General features: G+C 36.0%; 12 protein-coding genes and 1 pseudogene. 8 read left to right on the top strand and 5 right to left on the bottom strand.

The window, feature by feature from the left end; translation table 11 throughout:
* Together JM172_RS20475 and JM172_RS20470 are read left to right on the top strand one after the other, a co-directional pair.
* Window positions 1-1,431, top strand: a 1,431-nt coding sequence (locus JM172_RS20475) for a fibronectin type III domain-containing protein (protein WP_483297267.1), incomplete at its 5' end; no start/stop codon positions are given.
* Window positions 1,432-1,904: 473 nt separating this feature from the next.
* On the top strand, window positions 1,905-2,750 hold the full coding sequence (locus JM172_RS20470) for an MBL fold metallo-hydrolase (RefSeq protein WP_214484234.1): 846 nt from the start codon (window positions 1,905-1,907) through the stop codon (window positions 2,748-2,750).
* Between the two features lie 318 nt (window positions 2,751-3,068).
* On the opposite strand, the gene JM172_RS20465 is transcribed toward JM172_RS20470, so the two are convergent.
* From JM172_RS20465 to JM172_RS25695, 3 genes and pseudogenes are all read right to left on the bottom strand, one after another.
* Window positions 3,069-4,439: a nucleoside recognition domain-containing protein gene (locus JM172_RS20465; protein ID WP_352223919.1), complete on the bottom strand. Its 1,371-nt coding sequence runs from the start codon at window positions 4,437-4,439 to the stop codon at window positions 3,069-3,071.
* Window positions 4,435-5,166 (bottom strand): annotated as a pseudogene (locus tag JM172_RS20460) (FeoB small GTPase domain-containing protein). The gene JM172_RS20465 and the pseudogene JM172_RS20460 overlap by 5 nt, the downstream one beginning before the upstream one ends.
* An 82-nt stretch (window positions 5,167-5,248) precedes the next feature.
* Window positions 5,249-5,326 (bottom strand): FeoA domain-containing protein, encoded by a 78-nt coding sequence (locus JM172_RS25695; protein WP_483297269.1) that lies wholly within the window; start codon window positions 5,324-5,326, stop codon window positions 5,249-5,251.
* A gap of 309 nt (window positions 5,327-5,635) precedes the next feature.
* On the opposite strand from JM172_RS25695, the gene JM172_RS20450 reads away from it, so the two are divergent.
* The 4 genes from JM172_RS20450 (at window position 5,636) to uvrA (ending at window position 13,803) form a co-directional block, all read left to right on the top strand.
* Window positions 5,636-5,968, top strand: coding sequence for an ArsR/SmtB family transcription factor (locus JM172_RS20450; protein WP_214484232.1), 333 nt, complete (start codon window positions 5,636-5,638; stop codon window positions 5,966-5,968).
* A gap of 22 nt (window positions 5,969-5,990) precedes the next feature.
* Window positions 5,991-8,057 carry a heavy metal translocating P-type ATPase gene (locus JM172_RS20445; RefSeq protein WP_214484231.1) on the top strand — a complete coding sequence of 689 codons (2,067 nt, stop codon included), beginning with the start codon at window positions 5,991-5,993 and terminating at the stop codon, window positions 8,055-8,057.
* Between the two features lie 879 nt (window positions 8,058-8,936).
* Window positions 8,937-10,913 carry an excinuclease ABC subunit UvrB gene (gene uvrB, locus JM172_RS20440; protein WP_214484230.1) on the top strand — a complete coding sequence of 659 codons (1,977 nt, stop codon included), beginning with the start codon at window positions 8,937-8,939 and terminating at the stop codon, window positions 10,911-10,913.
* Window positions 10,914-10,923: 10 nt separating this feature from the next.
* Window positions 10,924-13,803 carry an excinuclease ABC subunit UvrA gene (gene uvrA, locus JM172_RS20435; RefSeq protein WP_214484229.1) on the top strand — a complete coding sequence of 960 codons (2,880 nt, stop codon included), beginning with the start codon at window positions 10,924-10,926 and terminating at the stop codon, window positions 13,801-13,803.
* A 136-nt stretch (window positions 13,804-13,939) separates the two neighbouring features.
* Here the strand turns inward: uvrA and JM172_RS20430 are convergent, their stop codons facing one another.
* On the bottom strand, window positions 13,940-15,271 hold the full coding sequence (locus JM172_RS20430; protein WP_214484228.1) for a sodium-dependent transporter: 1,332 nt from the start codon (window positions 15,269-15,271) through the stop codon (window positions 13,940-13,942).
* Between the two features lie 534 nt (window positions 15,272-15,805).
* Window positions 15,806-17,527, bottom strand: coding sequence for a methyl-accepting chemotaxis protein (locus JM172_RS20425; RefSeq protein ID WP_214484227.1), 1,722 nt, complete (start codon window positions 17,525-17,527; stop codon window positions 15,806-15,808).
* 561 nt (window positions 17,528-18,088) lie between these two features.
* On the opposite strand from JM172_RS20425, the gene JM172_RS20420 reads away from it, so the two are divergent.
* Both JM172_RS20420 and JM172_RS20415 read left to right on the top strand, forming a co-directional pair.
* Window positions 18,089-18,397: a DUF4870 domain-containing protein gene (locus tag JM172_RS20420; RefSeq protein ID WP_214484226.1), complete on the top strand. Its 309-nt coding sequence runs from the start codon at window positions 18,089-18,091 to the stop codon at window positions 18,395-18,397.
* 116 nt (window positions 18,398-18,513) lie between these two features.
* Window positions 18,514-19,623: a DUF4097 family beta strand repeat-containing protein gene (locus JM172_RS20415; RefSeq protein ID WP_214484225.1), complete on the top strand. Its 1,110-nt coding sequence runs from the start codon at window positions 18,514-18,516 to the stop codon at window positions 19,621-19,623.
* Window positions 19,624-19,843: the final 220 nt, after the last annotated feature.

Genomic DNA, 19,843 nt, shown 5'->3' with positions numbered 1-19,843 from the left:
GTTGCCCAAAATGTGACTGCAACAAACTATATTGATGTAGACATCACGAACAACACGACGTACTACTACGTAGTAACGGCAGTGAATGAGCATGGAGAAAGTGGATATTCAGAAGAGATATCTGAAACTCCAGAAGTTCAGGTTCCATCAGCACCAACAGATATAACAATCGTAAATGAGGAAGGACAAGTTACTGTATCGTGGGGAGAAGTAACGAACGCAACGACATATAACGTTTACCGCTCCACAACGATCAATGGTCCGTACATCTCAGTTGCTCAAAACGTCAATGAAACAAACTATATTGATGTAGACATCACGAACAACACAACGTACTACTACGTAGTAACGGCAGTAAATGAGCATGGAGAAAGTGGATATTCAGAAGAGATATCTGGAACACCTGGAGTGCTAGTTCCATCAGCACCAGTAGGTATTAGTATATTGAATGGAGACGGGGAAGTTACTGTATCATGGGGAGAAGTGACGAACGCAACGACATATAACGTTTACCGCTCCACAACGGTCGATGGTCCATACATCTCAATTGCTCAAAACGTGACTGAAACAAACTATATTGATGTAGACATCACGAACAACACGACGTACTACTACGTAGTAACGGCAGTGAATGAGCATGGAGAGAGTGGATATTCTGAAGAGGTATCTGGAACACCTGGGGTGCTAATCCCATCAGCACCAGTAGGTATCAGTATATTGAATGGAGACGGGGAAGTTACTGTATCGTGGGGAGAAGTGACGAACGCAACGACATATAACGTTTACCGCTCCACAACGGTCGATGGTCCATACATCTCAGTTGCTCAAAACGTGACTGCAACAAACTATATCGATGTAGACATCACGAACAACACAACGTACTACTACGTAGTAACGGCAGTGAATGAGCAAGGAGAAAGTGGGTACTCTGAAGAGATATCTGGAACACCTGGAGTGCTAGTTCCATCAGCACCAACAGATATAACGATCGTAAATGAGGAAGGACAAGTTACCGTATCGTGGGGAGAAGTAACGAATGCAACGACATATAACGTTTACCGCTCCACAACGGTCGATGGCCCATACATCTCAGTTGCTCAAAATGTCAATGAAACAAGCTACATTGATATAGACATAGCAAACAACACAACGTACTATTATGTAGTAACGGCAGTGAATGAGCATGGAGAGAGTGAGTATTCAGAAGTTATTGTTGCTGACCCAGAGGCGACAATAGCAAACCTTGTTATTACTATGGAAGATGGCGCTATATTTAGTTACGATTTATCTATTAATCAAATAAATGATTTCGTAACGTGGTTTGAGAATAGAGCTAATGGTGAAGGACAGGATTACTATAAATTTGAATACGATAACAGAGTAGATTACATCGTATACGAATATATTATGTATTTTAGTATCACTTACTAAACCTGAATTTTATAAAAGTAAAATTTATAGTAATATTTATCTCTAGATAGAGTCGCTTAGGCGACTCTATTTTTTAACGATTTAGGATTGTATGTAAATGTAAACAAAATCCTTTACTAGTAGTAGCCTTCTATGCAAAAAAACTAGTGACAGCAAGTTACTCTGTTTATCCTTTTATCAGGCGCTTCAGATAACTACTCTGATTGTATTATAAATACCAAAGGTGTTTTGAAATGGTCATTTATAGTTTACCTAAACGGTTAAATATGATTAGTTATTATCAAAATAAGGAATAATTTATTAAATCTAATACAATTTATGTGATCCATTCACTTAGGACATTTTTTAAAGCATACAAACTATATAAATCTAAGTTAATATTCAGTTCAGTATGCAATTTTTGATAAGTTATTTTTTAAGTTGCTTTCTGTTAGTATATAAACCATGAGTCATTATTATAGGAGGAATTAATGATGTTACATACTCTTACAAAAAATATATATTATATGGATTTTAATCAAGAAACAGATCAGCCGATTTTATTACTTGTCGTAGGTAAAGAAAAAAGCCTTGTCATAGATGCTGGAAATTCACCAAAACATGCGGAAAAATTTTTAGAGGAAGTCCGGCAACTAAATGTTCCAAATCCAAGCTATTTAGCTATTACACATTGGCATTGGGATCATGTTTTTGGAATTGAGACAATGAATCTCCCTACAATCTCACACGAAATGACGAAAGAAAAGATTGAGGAAATGAGCCGATTTGAATGGGACGACAAATCAATTATAGAGCGTGTTCAAGCAGGGATAGAAAGTGAATTTTGTCAGGATTACCTATTAAGAGCGATGACAGAGGATGAAAGAAAACAATTAACAATACAGCTTCCAGATATGACGTTTTCAGGTGAATTAACTATTGACCTAGGTGGAGTGACTTGTATATTGGAACATGTAGGTGGAGACCATGCACCCGATTCTATCGTGATCCATGTACCTGAAGAGAGAGTGCTTGTTATCTCGGACTGCTTATGGGTTGATATTTATGAACGATCATTTAAATATTCAAAAGAAAATATATATCCCCTAATAGACAAAATATTAAGCTATGATGTCGATTACTATGTCTCATCACATATAAATCCTGAAACGAAACAGCAATTGGCCGACTATTATCTAAATGTAGTAAAAGCGATAGGGGATTTAGTGGAAAGTAACGACACAGAACAACAGGCAATCCAAAAATTCGTAAACCACTACAACAGAAAACCAAATGAAGATGAACTATTCTTACTAAAAGCATTTATCAAAGGAGTCTGACCCCCGCTGCTGTAGCGTTAAATGAGTGGGAGGTCAAATCCTTTAATTTTATTTTGGTAGTATGAAAACTCAATTTATGTATGATATATACAGTTGTATCTAAGTCTCAATGATAAAAAAGTGAGCATGGTCTTTTTCGCATTAATTGTTGCTTTTATTCTTACATATAAGCATGTCTAAACCTAGCGTTCGTTGCATCTTTTCTATTGTACAACGATGACTAACATAATAAATCACTTTTTTAGTACTAATTTGATAACAAAGGTTAAAAAGAACCCCATCACTTTTACACTTTAAAAGTGATGGGGGTTAGACCTGTTATACTAGGCCTAGACCTCTTACGACTTGTGCGATAATAAATGTTACACCCACAGCAATCAGTGTAGGAATGAGAAATGATAAAAATGTCCATTTTGCACTTTTAGTTTCTTTATATATATTTACTAATGTTGTTCCACAAGGATAATGGAGCAATGAGAACAGCATGACATTAAGGGCTGTTAACCAAGTCCATCCGTTATCGATGAAGATATTCTTTAAAGAATTTAAATCTTCTACCTCTAGCATAGCACCTGTAGATAAATATCCCATTAATAAAATTGGCAAGACAATTTCATTTGCTGGTAACCCTAAAATAAATGCCATTAAGATAAAGCCGTCAAGACCGAGCAGCTGTGCAAATGGATCTAAGAAATTGACTACATACATTAAGATGCTCGTATCCCCAATGTAAATGTTTGCAAAGACCCATGTGAGTACACCTGCTGGTGCAGCGATAATAATTGCTCGTTTCAACACAAATACAGATTTATCAAGCGTAGCTCTTACAATCGTATTCCAAAATTGTGGCTTACGATAAGGTGGCAGCTCTAACGTGTAGTGAGTTGGAACACCTTTTAAAGCCGTTTTAGATAACACCCACGATACTGATAATGTTACAACGATACCAAATAAGACGATGCCCATAACAGTTGCTGCTGTAACAAGTGTGGCAGTACCTCCAGTGTAGCTTGCAGCCATAAACAATGAAGCCATTAAAATAATTGTTGGCCAGCGTCCATTACAAGGTACAAAGTTATTTGTAAGAATGGCTAGCATTCTCTCCCGTGGAGATTCTATAATTCTAGTCGACATGATTGCCGCGGCGTTACATCCAAAGCCCATCGCCATCGTTAACGACTGTTTTCCATGTGCGCCTGCACGCTTGAATAACCGATCCATATTAAATGCTACACGAGGCAAATACCCATAGTTTTCTAGTAAAGCAAAGACAGGGAAGAAAATCGCCATTGGTGGTAGCATGACGCTTATGACCCAAGATGTCCCTCTATATAGTCCTAATACTAAGACCCCATGTAACCAATCTGGTGCATTTACCGCATTAAATGCAGCCGTAATGTAACCTTCGATGGTGCCAAAAAATGTGGCTAGCATAGAAGATGGGACGTTCGCGCCTGCGATTGTTAGATAAAATATGAGCCCTAAAATTGCTAGCATAATCGGGAAGCCCCAAATAGGAGAAGTGAGAATTTTATCTATCTTTTCAGATCTTTGAAATCTATCTTGCTGATCGAACGTCAAAACATCTGATGTAATGGCATTTGATGTTTCATAAATTTTAGAAACAATTTGATCTCTCGTTCTATCGTCAGAAGAGCTTACTGATCCTTGAGCAAATAATTGATCAATGGCATCCTGGTTGAACTGAATTTGACTCTGCAAGGTGTTGAACCTCCTTTTTTCCTGATAAATGAAGCTTAAGTTCTTCTATTAAGCTCGTATCTCCATCTAAAATACGCAGTGCAATCCATCTCAAAGGTAAGTGAGTGCCAAGCACATTTTGAATTTTTGGAATGAGGTTATTAATCTCCTCCTCCAATTCATCGTTATATTAAATTTGGTATGGTTTAGTTTCTATTTGTCCAAGGCACATTTTATTTATTTGATCTAACAGAGTATTAATTCCTGTTTTGTTTCTGGCAGAGATTTTTACTACAGGAACGCCAAGAGTTTTAGCTAGTTTTTCTTCATTAATATGAATTCCTTTTCTCTTAGCTTCATCAATTAAATTGACACAGACAATTACTCGGTCTGTCATCTCCATAATTTGTAGCGCTAAATTTAAATTTCTTTTTAGCGCAGTTGCGTCTATAACAACGACTGTAACATCTGGCTTTTCAAATAATATATAATTCCTTGCTACTTCTTCGTCGGATGAATTTGAGTATAATGAGTATGTTCCTGGTAAATCTATCACTTTAAATTGGTTTTCTTGATATTCAAAATCTCCTTCAGCTCGCAATACCGTTTTTCCTGGCCAGTTACCAGTTTGTTGACGTAAGCAAGTAAGAGTATTAAATAACGTGCTTTCTCCGGTATTGGGGTTCCCTGCGAGCGCAATCGTAAATGTACTCAATGTGATTCCTCTTCTATTTTTGTAGCATAAATTTTAGAGCTTTTTTCTTTTCTTAGTGTCACTGACCGCAAATGCAATTGGATCACGAAAGGGCTACGCTGTGTAGGACTTTTACGATCGCTCCAGGAACGAAGCCCAAGTCTAGTAATCTTCTTCTCATTGCTCCAGAGATATGTAACCTCTCAATTTTCACTGCATCTCCAGAAGTAAAATGGTATCATTCATTTGTTTTATTGGATGTCCTCATGAATATTCCCCCCTGGCCTAAATGTAGGGGTGAAACTTAATATGTTTCCCTCGATCAACTTTTAGTTACATCATATGTAGTAAGTGCCCAATTGCCAACTTTATATGATTAATTGCAAGAATTTTATTGACGATTATAAGAAAGCTATGGTAGTTTTAAATCAAATTATTGTCAATATGAACATATGTACATATAAATATTATAGAAAAGGTGTGATATTGAATGACTGACAAAAAAAATCACATTGATATAAAAACAGCTTATGAGGAATTAGATGAAGAAACGTTATTTATCGTTTCTCAAACGTTCAAAGCATTATCTGATCCTACAAGAATTCGAATTCTCCATTTGTTATCGGCTCAAGAATGCTCAGTAAATGAAATTGCTGATAAATTAGGCTTACTGCAATCAACTGTATCTCATCAGCTACGCTTTTTAAAAAATTTACGATTAGTGAAATACAGAAGGGCAGGCACAACTTTATTCTATTCTCAAGACGATGAACATGTAATGGATATTCTTGAACAAACTATAAACCATGCTCTACATCATTAGAATAGTAAAAAGGAGCTAGACAATGAAAGAGTACAAAATTGAAGGTTTGAGCTGCGCGAATTGTGCAGCTGATATGGAAAAGCAGATTAAAGGGCTAGATCATGGTGAATCAGCTGCCTTATTATACAACTCGTCTAAGCTAAAGGTTGATGAAAGCATCGACCTCAACAAAGTTAAAAAAATTCTTGCTAGTGATGGTGCAGCCCTTATAACGACTCAAGATCATGATCATTCACATGCCCATTCCCATAACACAAATAAAATAAAGGTATACTTAGGGATTTCTACGACATTATTTTTGTTAACTATTTTATTTGAATCATCAATACCAACTCTACTAGCTGTTTCGTTATATCTTGTGGCAATTGTCATCAGCGGATATCAAACATTTTTAAAAGGTGCTAAAAATTTGGCTCGTTTTAAATTCAATATTGATACGTTAATGACGATCGCTTTAATTGGAGCAATTTCAATCGGTGAATGGAAGGAAGCGACAATTGTTGCCATCTTGTTCGGTTTAAATGAATACCTTGAAGGTCTCGGTATGGAAAAGGCCAGAAAATCAATGGAGAAATTACTACAAGTTGCGCCAAAAGATGCAATATTAATTAAGAATGGTGTTGAACAAGTCGTTCCTATTTCAAATTTAACAGAAGGTGATATCGTTCTAGTGAAGTCTGGGGCAAAAATACCTTCTGATGGTGTAGTAATTGATGGGAAAAGCTCGGTAAATGAAGCAGCGATTACTGGTGAATCATTACCAGTAGAAAAAGAAGCAAGCACCAATGTGTTTGGTGGCAGCATTAATAATGAAGGTGTCCTTAAGGTGAAGATTTTAAAAGCATATGAGGATTCATCCTTGGCCCAAATCTTACACCTTGTGCAAGAAGCACAGGAAACGAAGACACCAACTGAGCAGTTTATTAACAAATTTGCTAAGTACTATACACCAATTATCATGATCATTTCTTTACTTGTTATGCTTGTACCCCCATTGTTATTCGGGGATGCTTGGGGACCATGGCTTTATCAAGGTTTAGCTGTATTAATCGTAGGCTGCCCTTGTGCTTTAATATTATCTTCACCAATTGCGATAGTATCTGGGATTACACGCAATGCACGGAACGGTATTCTCGTAAAAGGTGGTGTTTTCCTAGAGCAGTTGGGGAAAATTGAATCCATCGCATTTGATAAAACAGGTACGTTAACAAAAGGACAACCTCACGTAGAAACAATTATCGAGTATGATAACAATTTGTTAAACATTGCGGGAGCTGTTGAAAGTAAATCTTCACATCCATTAGCAAAGGCGATCATGAAAAAGGTAGCAGAAAAAGAAATAGCTTACGGTGAGGCAGATGATATAGAAACGGCAACTGGACGTGGTGTCATTGCGAAAATTAGTGACAAAACTTATTTTGTCGGTAATGAAAAAAGCATGCCTCACATACACTTTGATGAAAAAATACAGTTAGATATTGATCGCCTAAAGAGCGAAGGGCTCACACTAGTTATCGTCGCTGATCAACAGCATGTATTAGGAATCTTTGGTATATCTGACGAAATACGTGAGGAAAGTAAACATGTTATGAAAGAGCTTCACAAAAAGGGTATAAAACATACCATTATGCTTACAGGGGATCACGGAAAAACAGCAGAAAAGGTAGCAGGCATAGTAGGCGTAACAGATTTTTATGCAAACCTTCTTCCAGAGGAAAAAGTCGATAAAATAAGAAATATACATGACCATGGAAAAGTAGCGATGATTGGTGATGGTATAAATGATGCACCTGCTCTAGCGATCGCTGATCTAGGCATAGCGATGGGAAAAGGAACAGATAGTGCGATTGAAACGGCTGATATTGTTTTAATGCAAGACCATCTAGGTAAACTACCAAGCGCTGTATCCATTGCGAAAAAGGTGAATAGAACGATCAAACTCAATATCACTTTAGCACTAGGATTAAAAGTCATTGCGCTCTTATTAACAATCCCTGGCTGGCTTACTTTATGGATTGCCATTCTAGCAGACATGGGCGCCACAATCCTCGTGACACTCATCAGCTTAACAATTATGCTAGAAAAATAAGGGGTCTGACACCTGCTGCGTTTATGAGTTGGAGCAGTTAGGGTCAGACCCTATAGCTTTGTAAAACGCGTATTGATTTAGACTAAATTCAGTAATAAGTCAGTACTTTTGCGGAAATAAAAATAGATCCTATTGTAGAGATGAGACCATAATTATCCCCAACCTTCAACAAAGGAGTATTTATGTATAAGCAAGGTGTAGCTCAAAAAAGCTGTAATTGCCACTGTTTATCACTTTTCAATATATACTGTATATTTAATGAGAAAATGAAGCTTTTTCTTAGGTGTGAGTTACAATTTATTTATTCGATTTCCCTGTAATTACTAAGTTTTCTATAAAACGCCACATGACATATTACCATTCTTCTATAAAAAATATGCGCTTTACCACAAGTATAAACCACGTAGCTATCCATTTTCATGTTAATTTCATTTTCATTCATTTCAACCCTTTATCAATAAAAAATGTTGTTTCGTACTAACATATAAAGAAGTATAGATTTGTTAGATTCAAATAAAACCTCTTTTATTGTCTATTGTTAGTAAAAATAGTCAATAATCCTCCCAGTAATGAATAAACTGGGCAACAATTATTTATCAATTTAGGAAATATACATGTACACAACTAAAGTTTCGTAGCATCTTTTTTTCTGTAAAGTGATGGCTAACATATAAAGCCACTTCTTATGGGGCCAATTTGGTGATAATAGTAAAAAGGTTTACGAAAGATTCTTTCGAAAAGTGCCCTGTTATTTTCTTTCTTTTAAGTAATGGGGATTTGCTAAAAAAACGAATATAAGTTCGTATTTTTGTTTAATTAATGATAAAATATGGTACAATGTTAATACAACTATTACGGGATTGGAGGCTTTCATCAAAAATGGATCAGTTCGAGTTAGTCTCAGCTTTTAAACCGTCTGGTGACCAGCCACAGGCAATTACTGAAATTGTAGACGGTATTAAACAAAAGAAAAAGCATCAAACATTATTAGGGGCAACTGGTACGGGAAAAACGTTTACGATCTCTAATGTAATTAAGGAAGTTAATAAACCTACTTTAATTATTGCTCATAATAAAACGCTTGCAGGACAGCTATATAGTGAGTTTAAAGAGTTTTTTCCTAATAATGCTGTAGAATATTTTGTTAGTTATTATGACTATTATCAACCTGAAGCGTATGTTCCACAAACGGATACTTTTATTGAAAAGGATGCCAGTATAAACGATGAAATTGATAAGCTGCGTCACTCAGCAACTTCTTCATTGCTAGAACGGAAAGACGTTATTATTATTGCGAGCGTATCATGCATTTATGGTCTAGGTTCCCCAGAGGAATATAGCGAGCTCGTCGTATCATTACGTGTTGGAATGGAAATTGAGCGTGATCAATTGCTTAGAAAACTTGTCGATGTTCAATATGATAGAAATGATATTGACTTTAAGAGAGGAACGTTTCGCGTACGTGGAGACGTAGTTGAAATCTTTCCAGCATCACGAGACGAGCATTGTATGCGTATAGAGTTTTTTGGAGATGAAATTGATCGTATACGTGAAGTCGACGCTTTAACAGGAGAAATTATCGGTGAACGTGAACACGTGGCTATTTTTCCTGCATCACATTTCGTAACACGAGAAGAAAAAATGCAAATTGCCATGAAAAATATTGAACAAGAGCTTGAAGAGCGTTTGAAAGAGCTTCGTGACAATGACAAATTACTTGAAGCTCAAAGAATAGAGCAACGTACTAGATATGATCTGGAAATGATGAGAGAAATGGGATTTTGTTCTGGTATTGAAAATTATTCGCGTCATTTAACACTCCGTGAACCGGGATCTACACCATATACGCTGATCGATTATTTTCCAGATGATTTTCTAATTGTTATTGACGAATCACATGTGTCATTACCACAAATTCGAGGTATGTTTAACGGTGATAAAGCCCGAAAGCAGATGCTCGTAGATCATGGTTTTAGGTTACCATCAGCTTTAGATAACCGTCCGTTACGTTTTGAAGAGTTTGAGGAGCATGTGAAACAAATAGTCTATGTCTCAGCAACGCCTGGTCCTTATGAGTTAGAGCATTCCCCTGAAATGGTTCAACAGATCATTCGTCCAACAGGGCTTTTAGATCCATTAATTGATGTACGTCCAATTGAAGGACAAATCGATGACCTAATCGGGGAAATTCAAGTGCGTATAGCGAGAAAGGAACGCGTGCTAGTTACAACATTGACAAAGAAAATGTCAGAGGACCTAACAGATTACCTCAAAGAAATAGGCATAAAAGTTACATATCTCCACTCAGAGATTAAAACGCTTGAACGAATAGAGATTATACGTGATCTCCGACTCGGCAAATTTGATGTCCTCGTTGGTATCAATTTATTAAGGGAAGGTTTAGATATACCGGAAGTTTCTTTAGTTACTATTTTAGACGCGGATAAAGAAGGGTTCTTAAGATCGGAAAGGTCGTTAATCCAGACAATGGGAAGGGCTGCACGTAATGAAAATGGTAGAGTCATTATGTATGCTGATCGTGTGACCAACTCAATGGATGTTGCAATTAAAGAGACGAAGCGGCGCCGTGAAATACAAGAAGCTCATAATAAAAAGCATGGCATTACGCCAAAAACAATAAGAAAAGAAGTCCGAGATGTCATACAGGCAACTTATGCAGCGGAAAAGCAAGAAACTTACGAAACAGACAAGCCAAAAGTAACAATGACCAAAAAAGAACGAGAAAAGCTAATTGCAGATATGGAAAAAGAAATGAAAGATGCTGCAAAAGCACTCCACTTCGAACGTGCAGCTGAACTGCGTGACATCTTGATCGAGTTAAAAGCGGAAGGATGAAAATAAGAGCATGGTAAAGGATAAAATCATTGTCAAAGGAGCTAGAGCTCATAATCTAAAAGACATCGACGTCACAATACCTAGAGACCAGCTTGTTGTCTTAACTGGTCTTTCTGGTTCAGGTAAATCTTCGTTAGCATTTGATACGATTTATGCGGAAGGCCAACGGCGCTATGTTGAATCATTATCAGCATATGCACGCCAATTCTTAGGGCAAATGGACAAACCTGATGTCGATGCAATCGATGGGCTTTCTCCGGCCATATCGATAGACCAAAAAACAACAAGTCGTAACCCTCGATCAACAGTCGGTACAGTTACTGAAATATATGATTATTTAAGGCTATTATATGCTCGTGTAGGTCGTCCGGTATGTCCTAATCATCATATAGAAATTACATCTCAAACGATAGAGCAGATGGTTGATCGCATTTTGCAATACTCTGAGAGAACGAAAATGCAAGTTCTTGCTCCAATCGTTTCTGGGCGTAAAGGGACACATGCAAAAACTTTTGAGGAAATTAAAAAGCAAGGCTATGTTCGTGTTCGTGTTGATGGGGAAATGACCGAGCTTACAGAAGATATAACATTAGAAAAAAACAAAAAGCACTCAATTGAAGTCGTCATCGATCGGATTGTCATCAAGGATGGCATTGCTTCAAGGCTATCAGATTCACTAGAAACGGCTTTGAAGTTAGGTGAAGGTAAAGTAATCATTGACGTAATAGGCGAAGAGGAGCTGTTATTTAGTGAGCTTCACGCATGCCCGCATTGTGGATTTTCAATAGGGGAATTGGAGCCGAGAATGTTCTCATTCAACAGTCCATTTGGAGCGTGTCCAAGTTGTGATGGACTAGGTACCAAGCTTGAAGTAGATCTTAGCTTAGTCATTCCTAATTGGGATCTATCATTACTAGAACATGCTATTGCTCCTTGGGAACCACAAAGCTCTCAATACTACCCTCAATTATTAAAGGCTGTTTGTGATCATTACGGAATAGATATGAATGTCCCAGTAAAGGACATACCAAAGCATTTGTTTGAGAAAGTATTGTATGGTAGTGGGAATGACGAGATCTATTTCCGTTATGAGAATGACTTTGGGCAAGTGCGCGAAAATCATATTATTTTTGAAGGGGTCATACCTAATATTGAGCGGAGATATCGTGAAACGAGCTCGGATTATATTCGTGAGCAAATGGAAAAGTATATGGCACAGCAGTCTTGCCCAACATGTAAAAGCTATCGCTTAAAGAAAGAGAGTTTAGCTGTTTTAATTGATCAGAAGCATATTGGTGAAATTACTTCTTTTTCCATTACAGAAGCGTTGGATTTCTTTGAAAACCTTAAATTGACTGACAAAGAAATGACAATAGCTAATATGATTTTAAGAGAGATTAGTGAGCGCTTAGGCTTTTTAAACAACGTTGGACTAGATTATTTAACTTTACACCGGTCAGCTGGAACACTTTCTGGGGGAGAAGCCCAAAGAATTCGTTTAGCGACACAGATTGGTTCAAGGTTAACGGGTGTTTTATATATTCTAGATGAACCTTCGATTGGATTGCATCAACGTGATAACGACCGCCTTATTCAGACGTTAAAAAACATGAGGGATATCGGTAATACATTAATCGTCGTGGAACACGACGAGGATACTATGCTAGCAGCTGACCATTTAATTGATATTGGCCCAGGCGCAGGAATCCACGGTGGTCAGGTTGTTTCTGCAGGTACGCCTGAAGAAGTTATGAATGATCCAAAATCATTAACTGGTCAATACTTGTCGGGAATCAAGTTTATTCCTCTACCAACAGAACGTCGTAAGCCGGATGGCCGTTATATTGAAATCGTTGGTGCAAAGGAAAATAACTTAAAAAATGCGAAAGTCAAAATTCCTTTAGGTACATTTATATCTGTTACAGGTGTGTCTGGATCAGGGAAAAGTACACTGATTAACGAGGTTTTACATAAATCATTAGCCCAAAAGCTTCACAAGGCAAAATCAAGACCTGGTGAGCATAAAGAAATTAAAGGAATTGACCATTTGGACAAGGTTATTGACATTGATCAATCCCCAATCGGACGAACTCCACGTTCAAACCCAGCTACATATACTGGTGTGTTTGACGACATTAGGGATGTATTTGCCGCAACAAATGAAGCAAAGGTTAGAGGATATAAAAAAGGGCGTTTTAGCTTTAATGTTAAAGGTGGTCGCTGTGAAGCGTGCCGTGGTGACGGAATTATAAAAATTGAAATGCATTTTTTACCTGATGTTTATGTTCCTTGTGAGGTATGTCACGGGAAACGTTATAATCGTGAAACGTTAGAAGTAAGGTATAAGGATAAGAATATATCAGAGATATTAGAAATGACTGTAGAGGATTCACTCTCTTTCTTTGAAAATATTCCTAAAATAAGGCGAAAGCTTCAAACGATCTACGATGTTGGTTTAGGTTATATCACGCTTGGACAGCCTGCTACGACGTTATCAGGCGGTGAGGCTCAGCGGGTAAAATTAGCATCGGAACTACACCGACGCTCAACGGGAAGGTCTCTTTATATTTTAGATGAGCCAACGACTGGTTTACATGTAGATGATATTTCAAGGTTATTAAAGGTACTTCAAAGACTTGTAGAAAATGGAGATACAGTTTTAGTTATTGAACATAACCTAGATATTATTAAAGCAGCTGATTATTTAATTGATCTTGGCCCTGAAGGTGGAGATAAAGGTGGGAAAATTATTGCAACAGGGACACCTGAACAGGTAGTTAAGCAAGACGCTTCTTATACTGGGAGATATTTAAAGCCTATTTTAGAACGAGATCGAAAGCGTATGGAAGAAATGATAAAAGAAAAAGAGGAGCTTGTCCTGAAAAAATAAGGCTGTTCGTAAACTTAAAGACTTAATTATATTGGCAAGATGTGTTTATGTGCGATTAGCATCGTTTTATTAGCTTAAATAAAGAATTATATTTAAGACACTGGGATAAATCCCAGTGTCTTTTGCTCGTTAAGTATTAAGCTCCTAAAAATAGAACTAGGAATATGCCTAACGGGATGAGAAAGCGAACGCTAACATACCAAAATCGAAATAAATAGCTCCCAATCTGTGATGAAACATTAAAACTTTTTTCTAGTATTGGACGAGATACTTGGTAACCGACAAATAACGAAATAAGTAATGATCCCACAGGTAGAGATATGTTGCTAACAAAGTAATCTGCTAAATCAAATATTGTTTTATTAAATACTTTGATATCTTTCAACATTCCAAATGATAATGCTGACGGGATACCTACAATGAAAATAATGATCCCACCAATCCAAGTAGCGACTTTTCTTTTTTCTTGTTGTTCTTTAATCAGCGCAGCTACGATGATTTCTAAAATTGAAAAGGAGGAAGTTAACGTTGCAAATAATAGCAGTAATAAGAATGTTGTTAGGAATAATCCCCCAAATGCTATCTCATTAAATACAGCAGGTATAACGACAAATATTAGTCCTGGACCAGTATCTGGCTCGAAACCAAGAGAAAAAACAGCTGGAAATATAGCTAGTCCTGCTAATAAAGATATGACAATATTCAATGTTACAATCCATGACGCTGATTTAACAATATTTTCTTCTTTAGGTAAGTATGAACTATATGTAACCATGATGGAAATTCCAAGGCTTAATGAAAAAAGTGATTGCCCTAGTGCTAGAAAAACGGTCTCTTTTGTAACTTCACCTACATTTGGCTGTAAGAAGAATTTTACCCCCTCTATCGCACCATCAAGTGTTAATGAACGGATAACTAAGATGATAAAAAGAAGAAATAGAGCCGGCATCATAACACGGCTAGCTCGTTCGATTCCTTTTTGTATCCCACCTTGCACAACAAGTATAGTTAAGAGAATAAATGAAAATTGTGCAATCGTTGCTTCTAGTGGACTTGCAATGATTGAATCAAATAGTTGTCCATAAGATTCAGTTGGAAGGTTGCTCAGTTTCCCCGATGCACTTCTAATCAAATATAAAATGATCCAGCCACCCACAACACTATAAAAAGATAATAATATAAAACTTGCAATGACACCTAAATAACCAATTCCGTACCATAGGGATCGAGGGGCTAATTGTCTAAAAGCGGAGATGGCATTTTTACCTGTTGCTTTGCCAATGACAAACTCAGCCAACAACATAGGCATGCCGATAAGAAGTGTAAAAAGTAAAAATAGGAGAAAGAAAATCCCGCCCCCATTTGTGCCGGCCATATATGGAAACTTCCAAACAGCTCCTAGCCCGATTGCTGAGCCTGCAGCTGCTAAAATAAAACCTAGCTTTGAATTCCATTGTTCATTCTTCATGATGTATAAATCACCTTTCTTTGCGATATGCTAAAAGCTCTTTTTGTATGGTTCATTGTTGTTAACAAAATAACAACGATATATTATACCCTTTTGTCAGACGTTTATAGTAGAAAAGATTCGTGTTTACTACTATCAGTACGAAAATAGCCAAGCTAAAAAAGTTAATGAATACATTAACATGAAACACAATCGAATTCAAATTAGCCATGAAAAGTGAACGAGTATTAGTAAGCGTAAAATGTGATGAGTACTCCACCCCATATATAAAGGTCTTATTTTTCAACGCTCTTTTCATTGTTATTATTACTTGACTTTTTATTCTAATATTGGATATGCCACGAACTTAAGTGGTATCCCGTTAAATTCCTTCGTAAGAAAGACAACAACGAAGGTGAATCTCTATAACAAAAAGGTCTGCACCCTTGCTGTGCTATGCAGCGTGGGTGCAGACCTTGAATATAGGTTGTTAGGAAACCCATTGTAGGAACTAAGCATGGATATGATTAGTAAGGTCCCAAGAAATAATTGTTCTTACATTTTAAATTGACTAGACTTTTCACTTAGTTCATTAGCCAATGTCACTTGCTCATTCGTGTAATCTGCTATTTCCTTCATCGAATCGACTTGTTTTTCAAAACTGCTGGAAATCTCTTGCATAACAGCGCTTGTTTGCAAACTTGTTGCACTTGTTTCGCTTACGTTATTTTGGATCATAGTCGCCTTTTCTTGAACGTCTATAAGGTTATTATTTATTAGTGCTAGTTCCTCTAGCATAGCATTAAAACGAATACTAACGTCTTCAAAGCTATTCATGACGATTGTTGTGTTTTTACCATTTTCTTCATTTTTATTATTTGCAAATTGTAATAATTGTTGGAAATTAGCCATTTTATCAACATTCACTTTCACAACTTCTAAAATTTCTTTAGAAACTTCTGATGTTTGTGTTGATAAGTTTCTTACCTCTTCTGCCACTACATTAAAGCTTTTACCATCTGCCCCTGCTCTATTAGCTTCAATTGATGCATTTAAGGACACAATTTTAATGCTGGAAGCAATATTTACAATTTGTTTAGATAACTCATCTATATTTTCGAAACTGGACAATAACTCTGTAAATGAAACTAATAATGTGTTGTTCGTTTCTTCTACGTCTTTAGAATTATTTGAGACATTAGCTAAACTCTTAGAAAAAGAGTTAATCTCATCATCTGTTTTAGTTACATTCTTCTTAAACATGTCCAACGATTCAACCGTTACATGGAGTTTATCTGTTAATTCAGTTACGTGTAGTAAAGAATCCTCAGCTGCACTGGCTTGTTGATCTACCCCTCTAGTTATTTCCTCTACTGCCCCTGCAGTATTTTCAATATTGGTATTACTACTTGTCATATTAGTCTTTGTCTTTACAGAAAGGTTCTGTAATTTCTCAACAAATTCTTTTATATCCAAAAAGGTTGTTTTCAATACTTCTACTAAACCATCAATATTATCAGCTAGTTTGCCTAATTCATTCTTTTTATTTGAGCCTGTACTAATTCTAAAATCACCAGATGATAAGCCTTTGTATTTATTAATAACCTTTACAATATCCTTAGAAGTGCTTATATAAACCCAGCTAGCAAAAGAAATGATAAGTATTACTAATGTAATAGAGAATATGATGACTGTGAAAATGATGTTCTCAGCAAGCTTTTCTAACTCTGTTTCAGTTTGTAAAAGGTATTGGAAGGAGGCTCTGTCATGAGTTGAAAATGCTTGCATTAATGTAAGGTAACTATTTTTTTCTAAATCATAGTCTATTAAAAAGGTTTCTAATTCAAAATTAAGCATTTGCTCTCTTATAGATTTTAAACTGGATTCAAATTGACTGTAATTTTTTATTATGCTATCTAGGTGTTGTGAATCTTCCGTGCTGTAATAATCTAATAACGGGTTTTCCGTGAATTGGTTTAATAAACTATCAATCAGTTCCATCGATTTATCTAAATCTGTAACCATTGATTCATCATACGATTTAGAAAAATCGACAACGATCCCATGGGCTTCATCAATTTTGCCAAGTATGAAATGTAAATCCTCAATAACGGCTAAACGATTATTGTATTTCTCTTCAATGTGACCTTTATAGCTGTTCATACTTACAATGGGGCTGATGGCTAGTGTGATAACAGTAATTGTGACAAAAACCATGAGTAAAATGAGCTTCATTCTTATTGTCATATCAAAGATTTTAGTAAAAAAAGAACGCATAAATAAATTCTCCTCCTATAAATTATTGTGAGCCAACTAAATCAAGCATCATTCTCATGTACGTGAGTAATTTATTGTTCGTTATAATTGAATGCGTTTCCAATTAGGTGTATCGAAAAAATTCTTTGTCTTGCTAATTTGCGTACAGAAAAAAATTCGTAAAATATGTGAGATAGTGCATGCTGTTTAGTTCCTTAGTACTAATTAATAGAAAACATGTAAAAAATATCCGGATTTTGTCATATAATATTTATCCATACCGAAACAATTCGGCATAATTTGATAAAATCCCTCTATTCACGAAATTTTTATCTTATTTATTTTACCATTTTGTAAAACACATAAGGAAAAAATATTTTATTTTTAATTGCTTTTCACTAAATTGACAAGATGTCCCATTGGTTGTGTTGTAATCAAACTTTTTTCCTATAAAAATAAGGACAACAAATAGAAAATTTAATATTTAACCATCATTTATTAATTTTTAAATAGTTTTAGGAAAATTCATGAAACTTCTTCTGGCTCATATTCGTATAATAGGCTAAAGGAGATGATGTCATTGTGGATATAAATAAATTATTGTCTTCATTAAGTTATTTCAGCGTGTTTTTTGCACCATTTTTATTTCCGATTGTTGCATATTTTGTAACTGAAAGTAATGAAGTTAAATCACATGCGAAGAGTGCTTTTGTTTCACACCTATTACCGTTTGTATCTATCATACTTGCTATCATTATTGCATTTATAGATATATTTTCTGGAGGTGTAGCTTTTACAACAGTATTTTGGCCAATAGTCATCATTATCATTGTAAATGTAGGAGTAGTTATTTGGAATATTATTAGAGGCATCCAAGTACTGATTCAATAAACTGTAAGTAAAATAGAGTGAATGGAGTATTGTTATAGGTCCAATCTCTACTGAAAAACTAGCTTAATAAAAAACTTTAATTAAAAAAATCGAAGAGAAAAGTGAGGGTGTTTTAAATGGTTGAAGATCGTAAACGGATATTGAAAATGGTTGAAGAAGGTAAATTATCACCTGATGAAGCGTTAACACTTTTAGAAGCACTAGATGATCAGAAGGAAAAGGGAAAAGCGGAGCAAGAAGTAATTACGGACTTATCGACAGATATTGACTATGAAAATGCTCAACAACGTCCGTACAGTCATGAAACAAAGCAAGCTTCAACGAAAGAAAAACTCATTGATTTCATGAATACAGCAGTAAAGAAGGTGAAGAATTTAGATTTAGACTTTAATTTTGGACCTTCGGTTGACGTGCATCATATCTTTCAAAATTCAAACGTATTCATTGATAAGGTTGATTTAGATGTGTATAACGGGAGTGTTGAGCTAATACCGTGGAATGAAAATGATGTTCGAATTGAATGTGAGGCGAAAGTATACAAAGTCGAAAATAATGAAGAAGCAAGAAGAGTATTTTTACAAGACGTGTTATTTTCCACTGATAATAGTCTAATGCGTTTTGCTGTTCAGAAAAAACAAATGAAGGTTCATACAAAAATTTATATTCCTGAGAAAGATTATAGCCAGATCAGAATTCGAGTATTCAATGGGCCAGTTATTAGTACAGGGTTTAAGGTGAAAGACTATAAAGCAAAGACATCTAACGGTTCAGTGACATTAGAACGCATGCATGTCGATGAGATGGAAATTGAGACCACGAATGGAGCTGTTGACGTGTTCGATAGCTATAGTCGGAACTGTGAGGCTGAAGTAGTTAATGGTGGTATTAATGTTAGAGGTAGCTTTGAAAGAGTAGACCTACAAAGTGTTACTGGCAGTATCAAATGTAAGATAAACAATGAAAAAGCGCATACCGTTTTTGCTAAGACGACAACGGGTAGTATAGATATTACTGTCCCAGACGGATTGACAATGGAAGGTGATTTGAAGTCAAGTGTAGGTAAAGTAAAATGTTATGTGCCTAATATTAATATTATTGAGGAAAAAGACGAAATTGTGCAAAAAATATTAAGGTTTACGGTAAATGATAAGGCAACTGAACCGCTTCATTTATTTGCTGATTCAAAAAGTGGCTCAGTACACGTTACTACACATAGTAACGATTAACGAGGATTACTTTTCTACACTCCGTTTTACAAAGGGGATTACCTTTGTGAAGTGGAGTTTTTATCGTTTACCGATCACTTCAATTAAGGGTCTGATAGATATTAATTCGAAGCACCTTCAGCCACTCTCCTTCATACGAAAAAAGTCAATAAGTGCTTTTATGGATGGAGACTCAAGACTTGTAAGGTTTGCTAAGTTCTTTAGGTTGTCTAGCTCCAGC

The sequence above is a fragment of the Bacillus sp. SM2101 genome, assembly GCF_018588585.1.
GTDB lineage: Bacteria > Bacillota > Bacilli > Bacillales > SM2101 > Nanhaiella > Nanhaiella sioensis.
The sequence above is the reverse complement of the archived record's forward strand: the minus strand, read 5'-3'. Positions and strand labels throughout refer to the sequence as shown.

What these genes read in the sequence shown, in the direction of transcription:
- JM172_RS20470 (WP_214484234.1), top strand. Translation starts at nt 1,905, where the DNA reads ATGTTACATACTCTTACAAAAAATATATATTATATGGATTTTAATCAA.
- JM172_RS25695 (WP_483297269.1), bottom strand. Translation starts at nt 5,326, where the DNA reads ATGAGAAGAAGATTACTAGACTTGGGCTTCGTTCCTGGAGCGATCGTA.
- JM172_RS20450 (WP_214484232.1), top strand. Translation starts at nt 5,636, where the DNA reads ATGACTGACAAAAAAAATCACATTGATATAAAAACAGCTTATGAGGAA.
- JM172_RS20445 (WP_214484231.1), top strand. Translation starts at nt 5,991, where the DNA reads ATGAAAGAGTACAAAATTGAAGGTTTGAGCTGCGCGAATTGTGCAGCT.
- uvrB (WP_214484230.1), top strand. Translation starts at nt 8,937, where the DNA reads ATGGATCAGTTCGAGTTAGTCTCAGCTTTTAAACCGTCTGGTGACCAG.
- uvrA (WP_214484229.1), top strand. Translation starts at nt 10,924, where the DNA reads ATGGTAAAGGATAAAATCATTGTCAAAGGAGCTAGAGCTCATAATCTA.
- JM172_RS20430 (WP_214484228.1), bottom strand. Translation starts at nt 15,271, where the DNA reads ATGAAGAATGAACAATGGAATTCAAAGCTAGGTTTTATTTTAGCAGCT.
- JM172_RS20425 (WP_214484227.1), bottom strand. Translation starts at nt 17,527, where the DNA reads ATGCGTTCTTTTTTTACTAAAATCTTTGATATGACAATAAGAATGAAG.
- JM172_RS20415 (WP_214484225.1), top strand. Translation starts at nt 18,514, where the DNA reads ATGGTTGAAGATCGTAAACGGATATTGAAAATGGTTGAAGAAGGTAAA.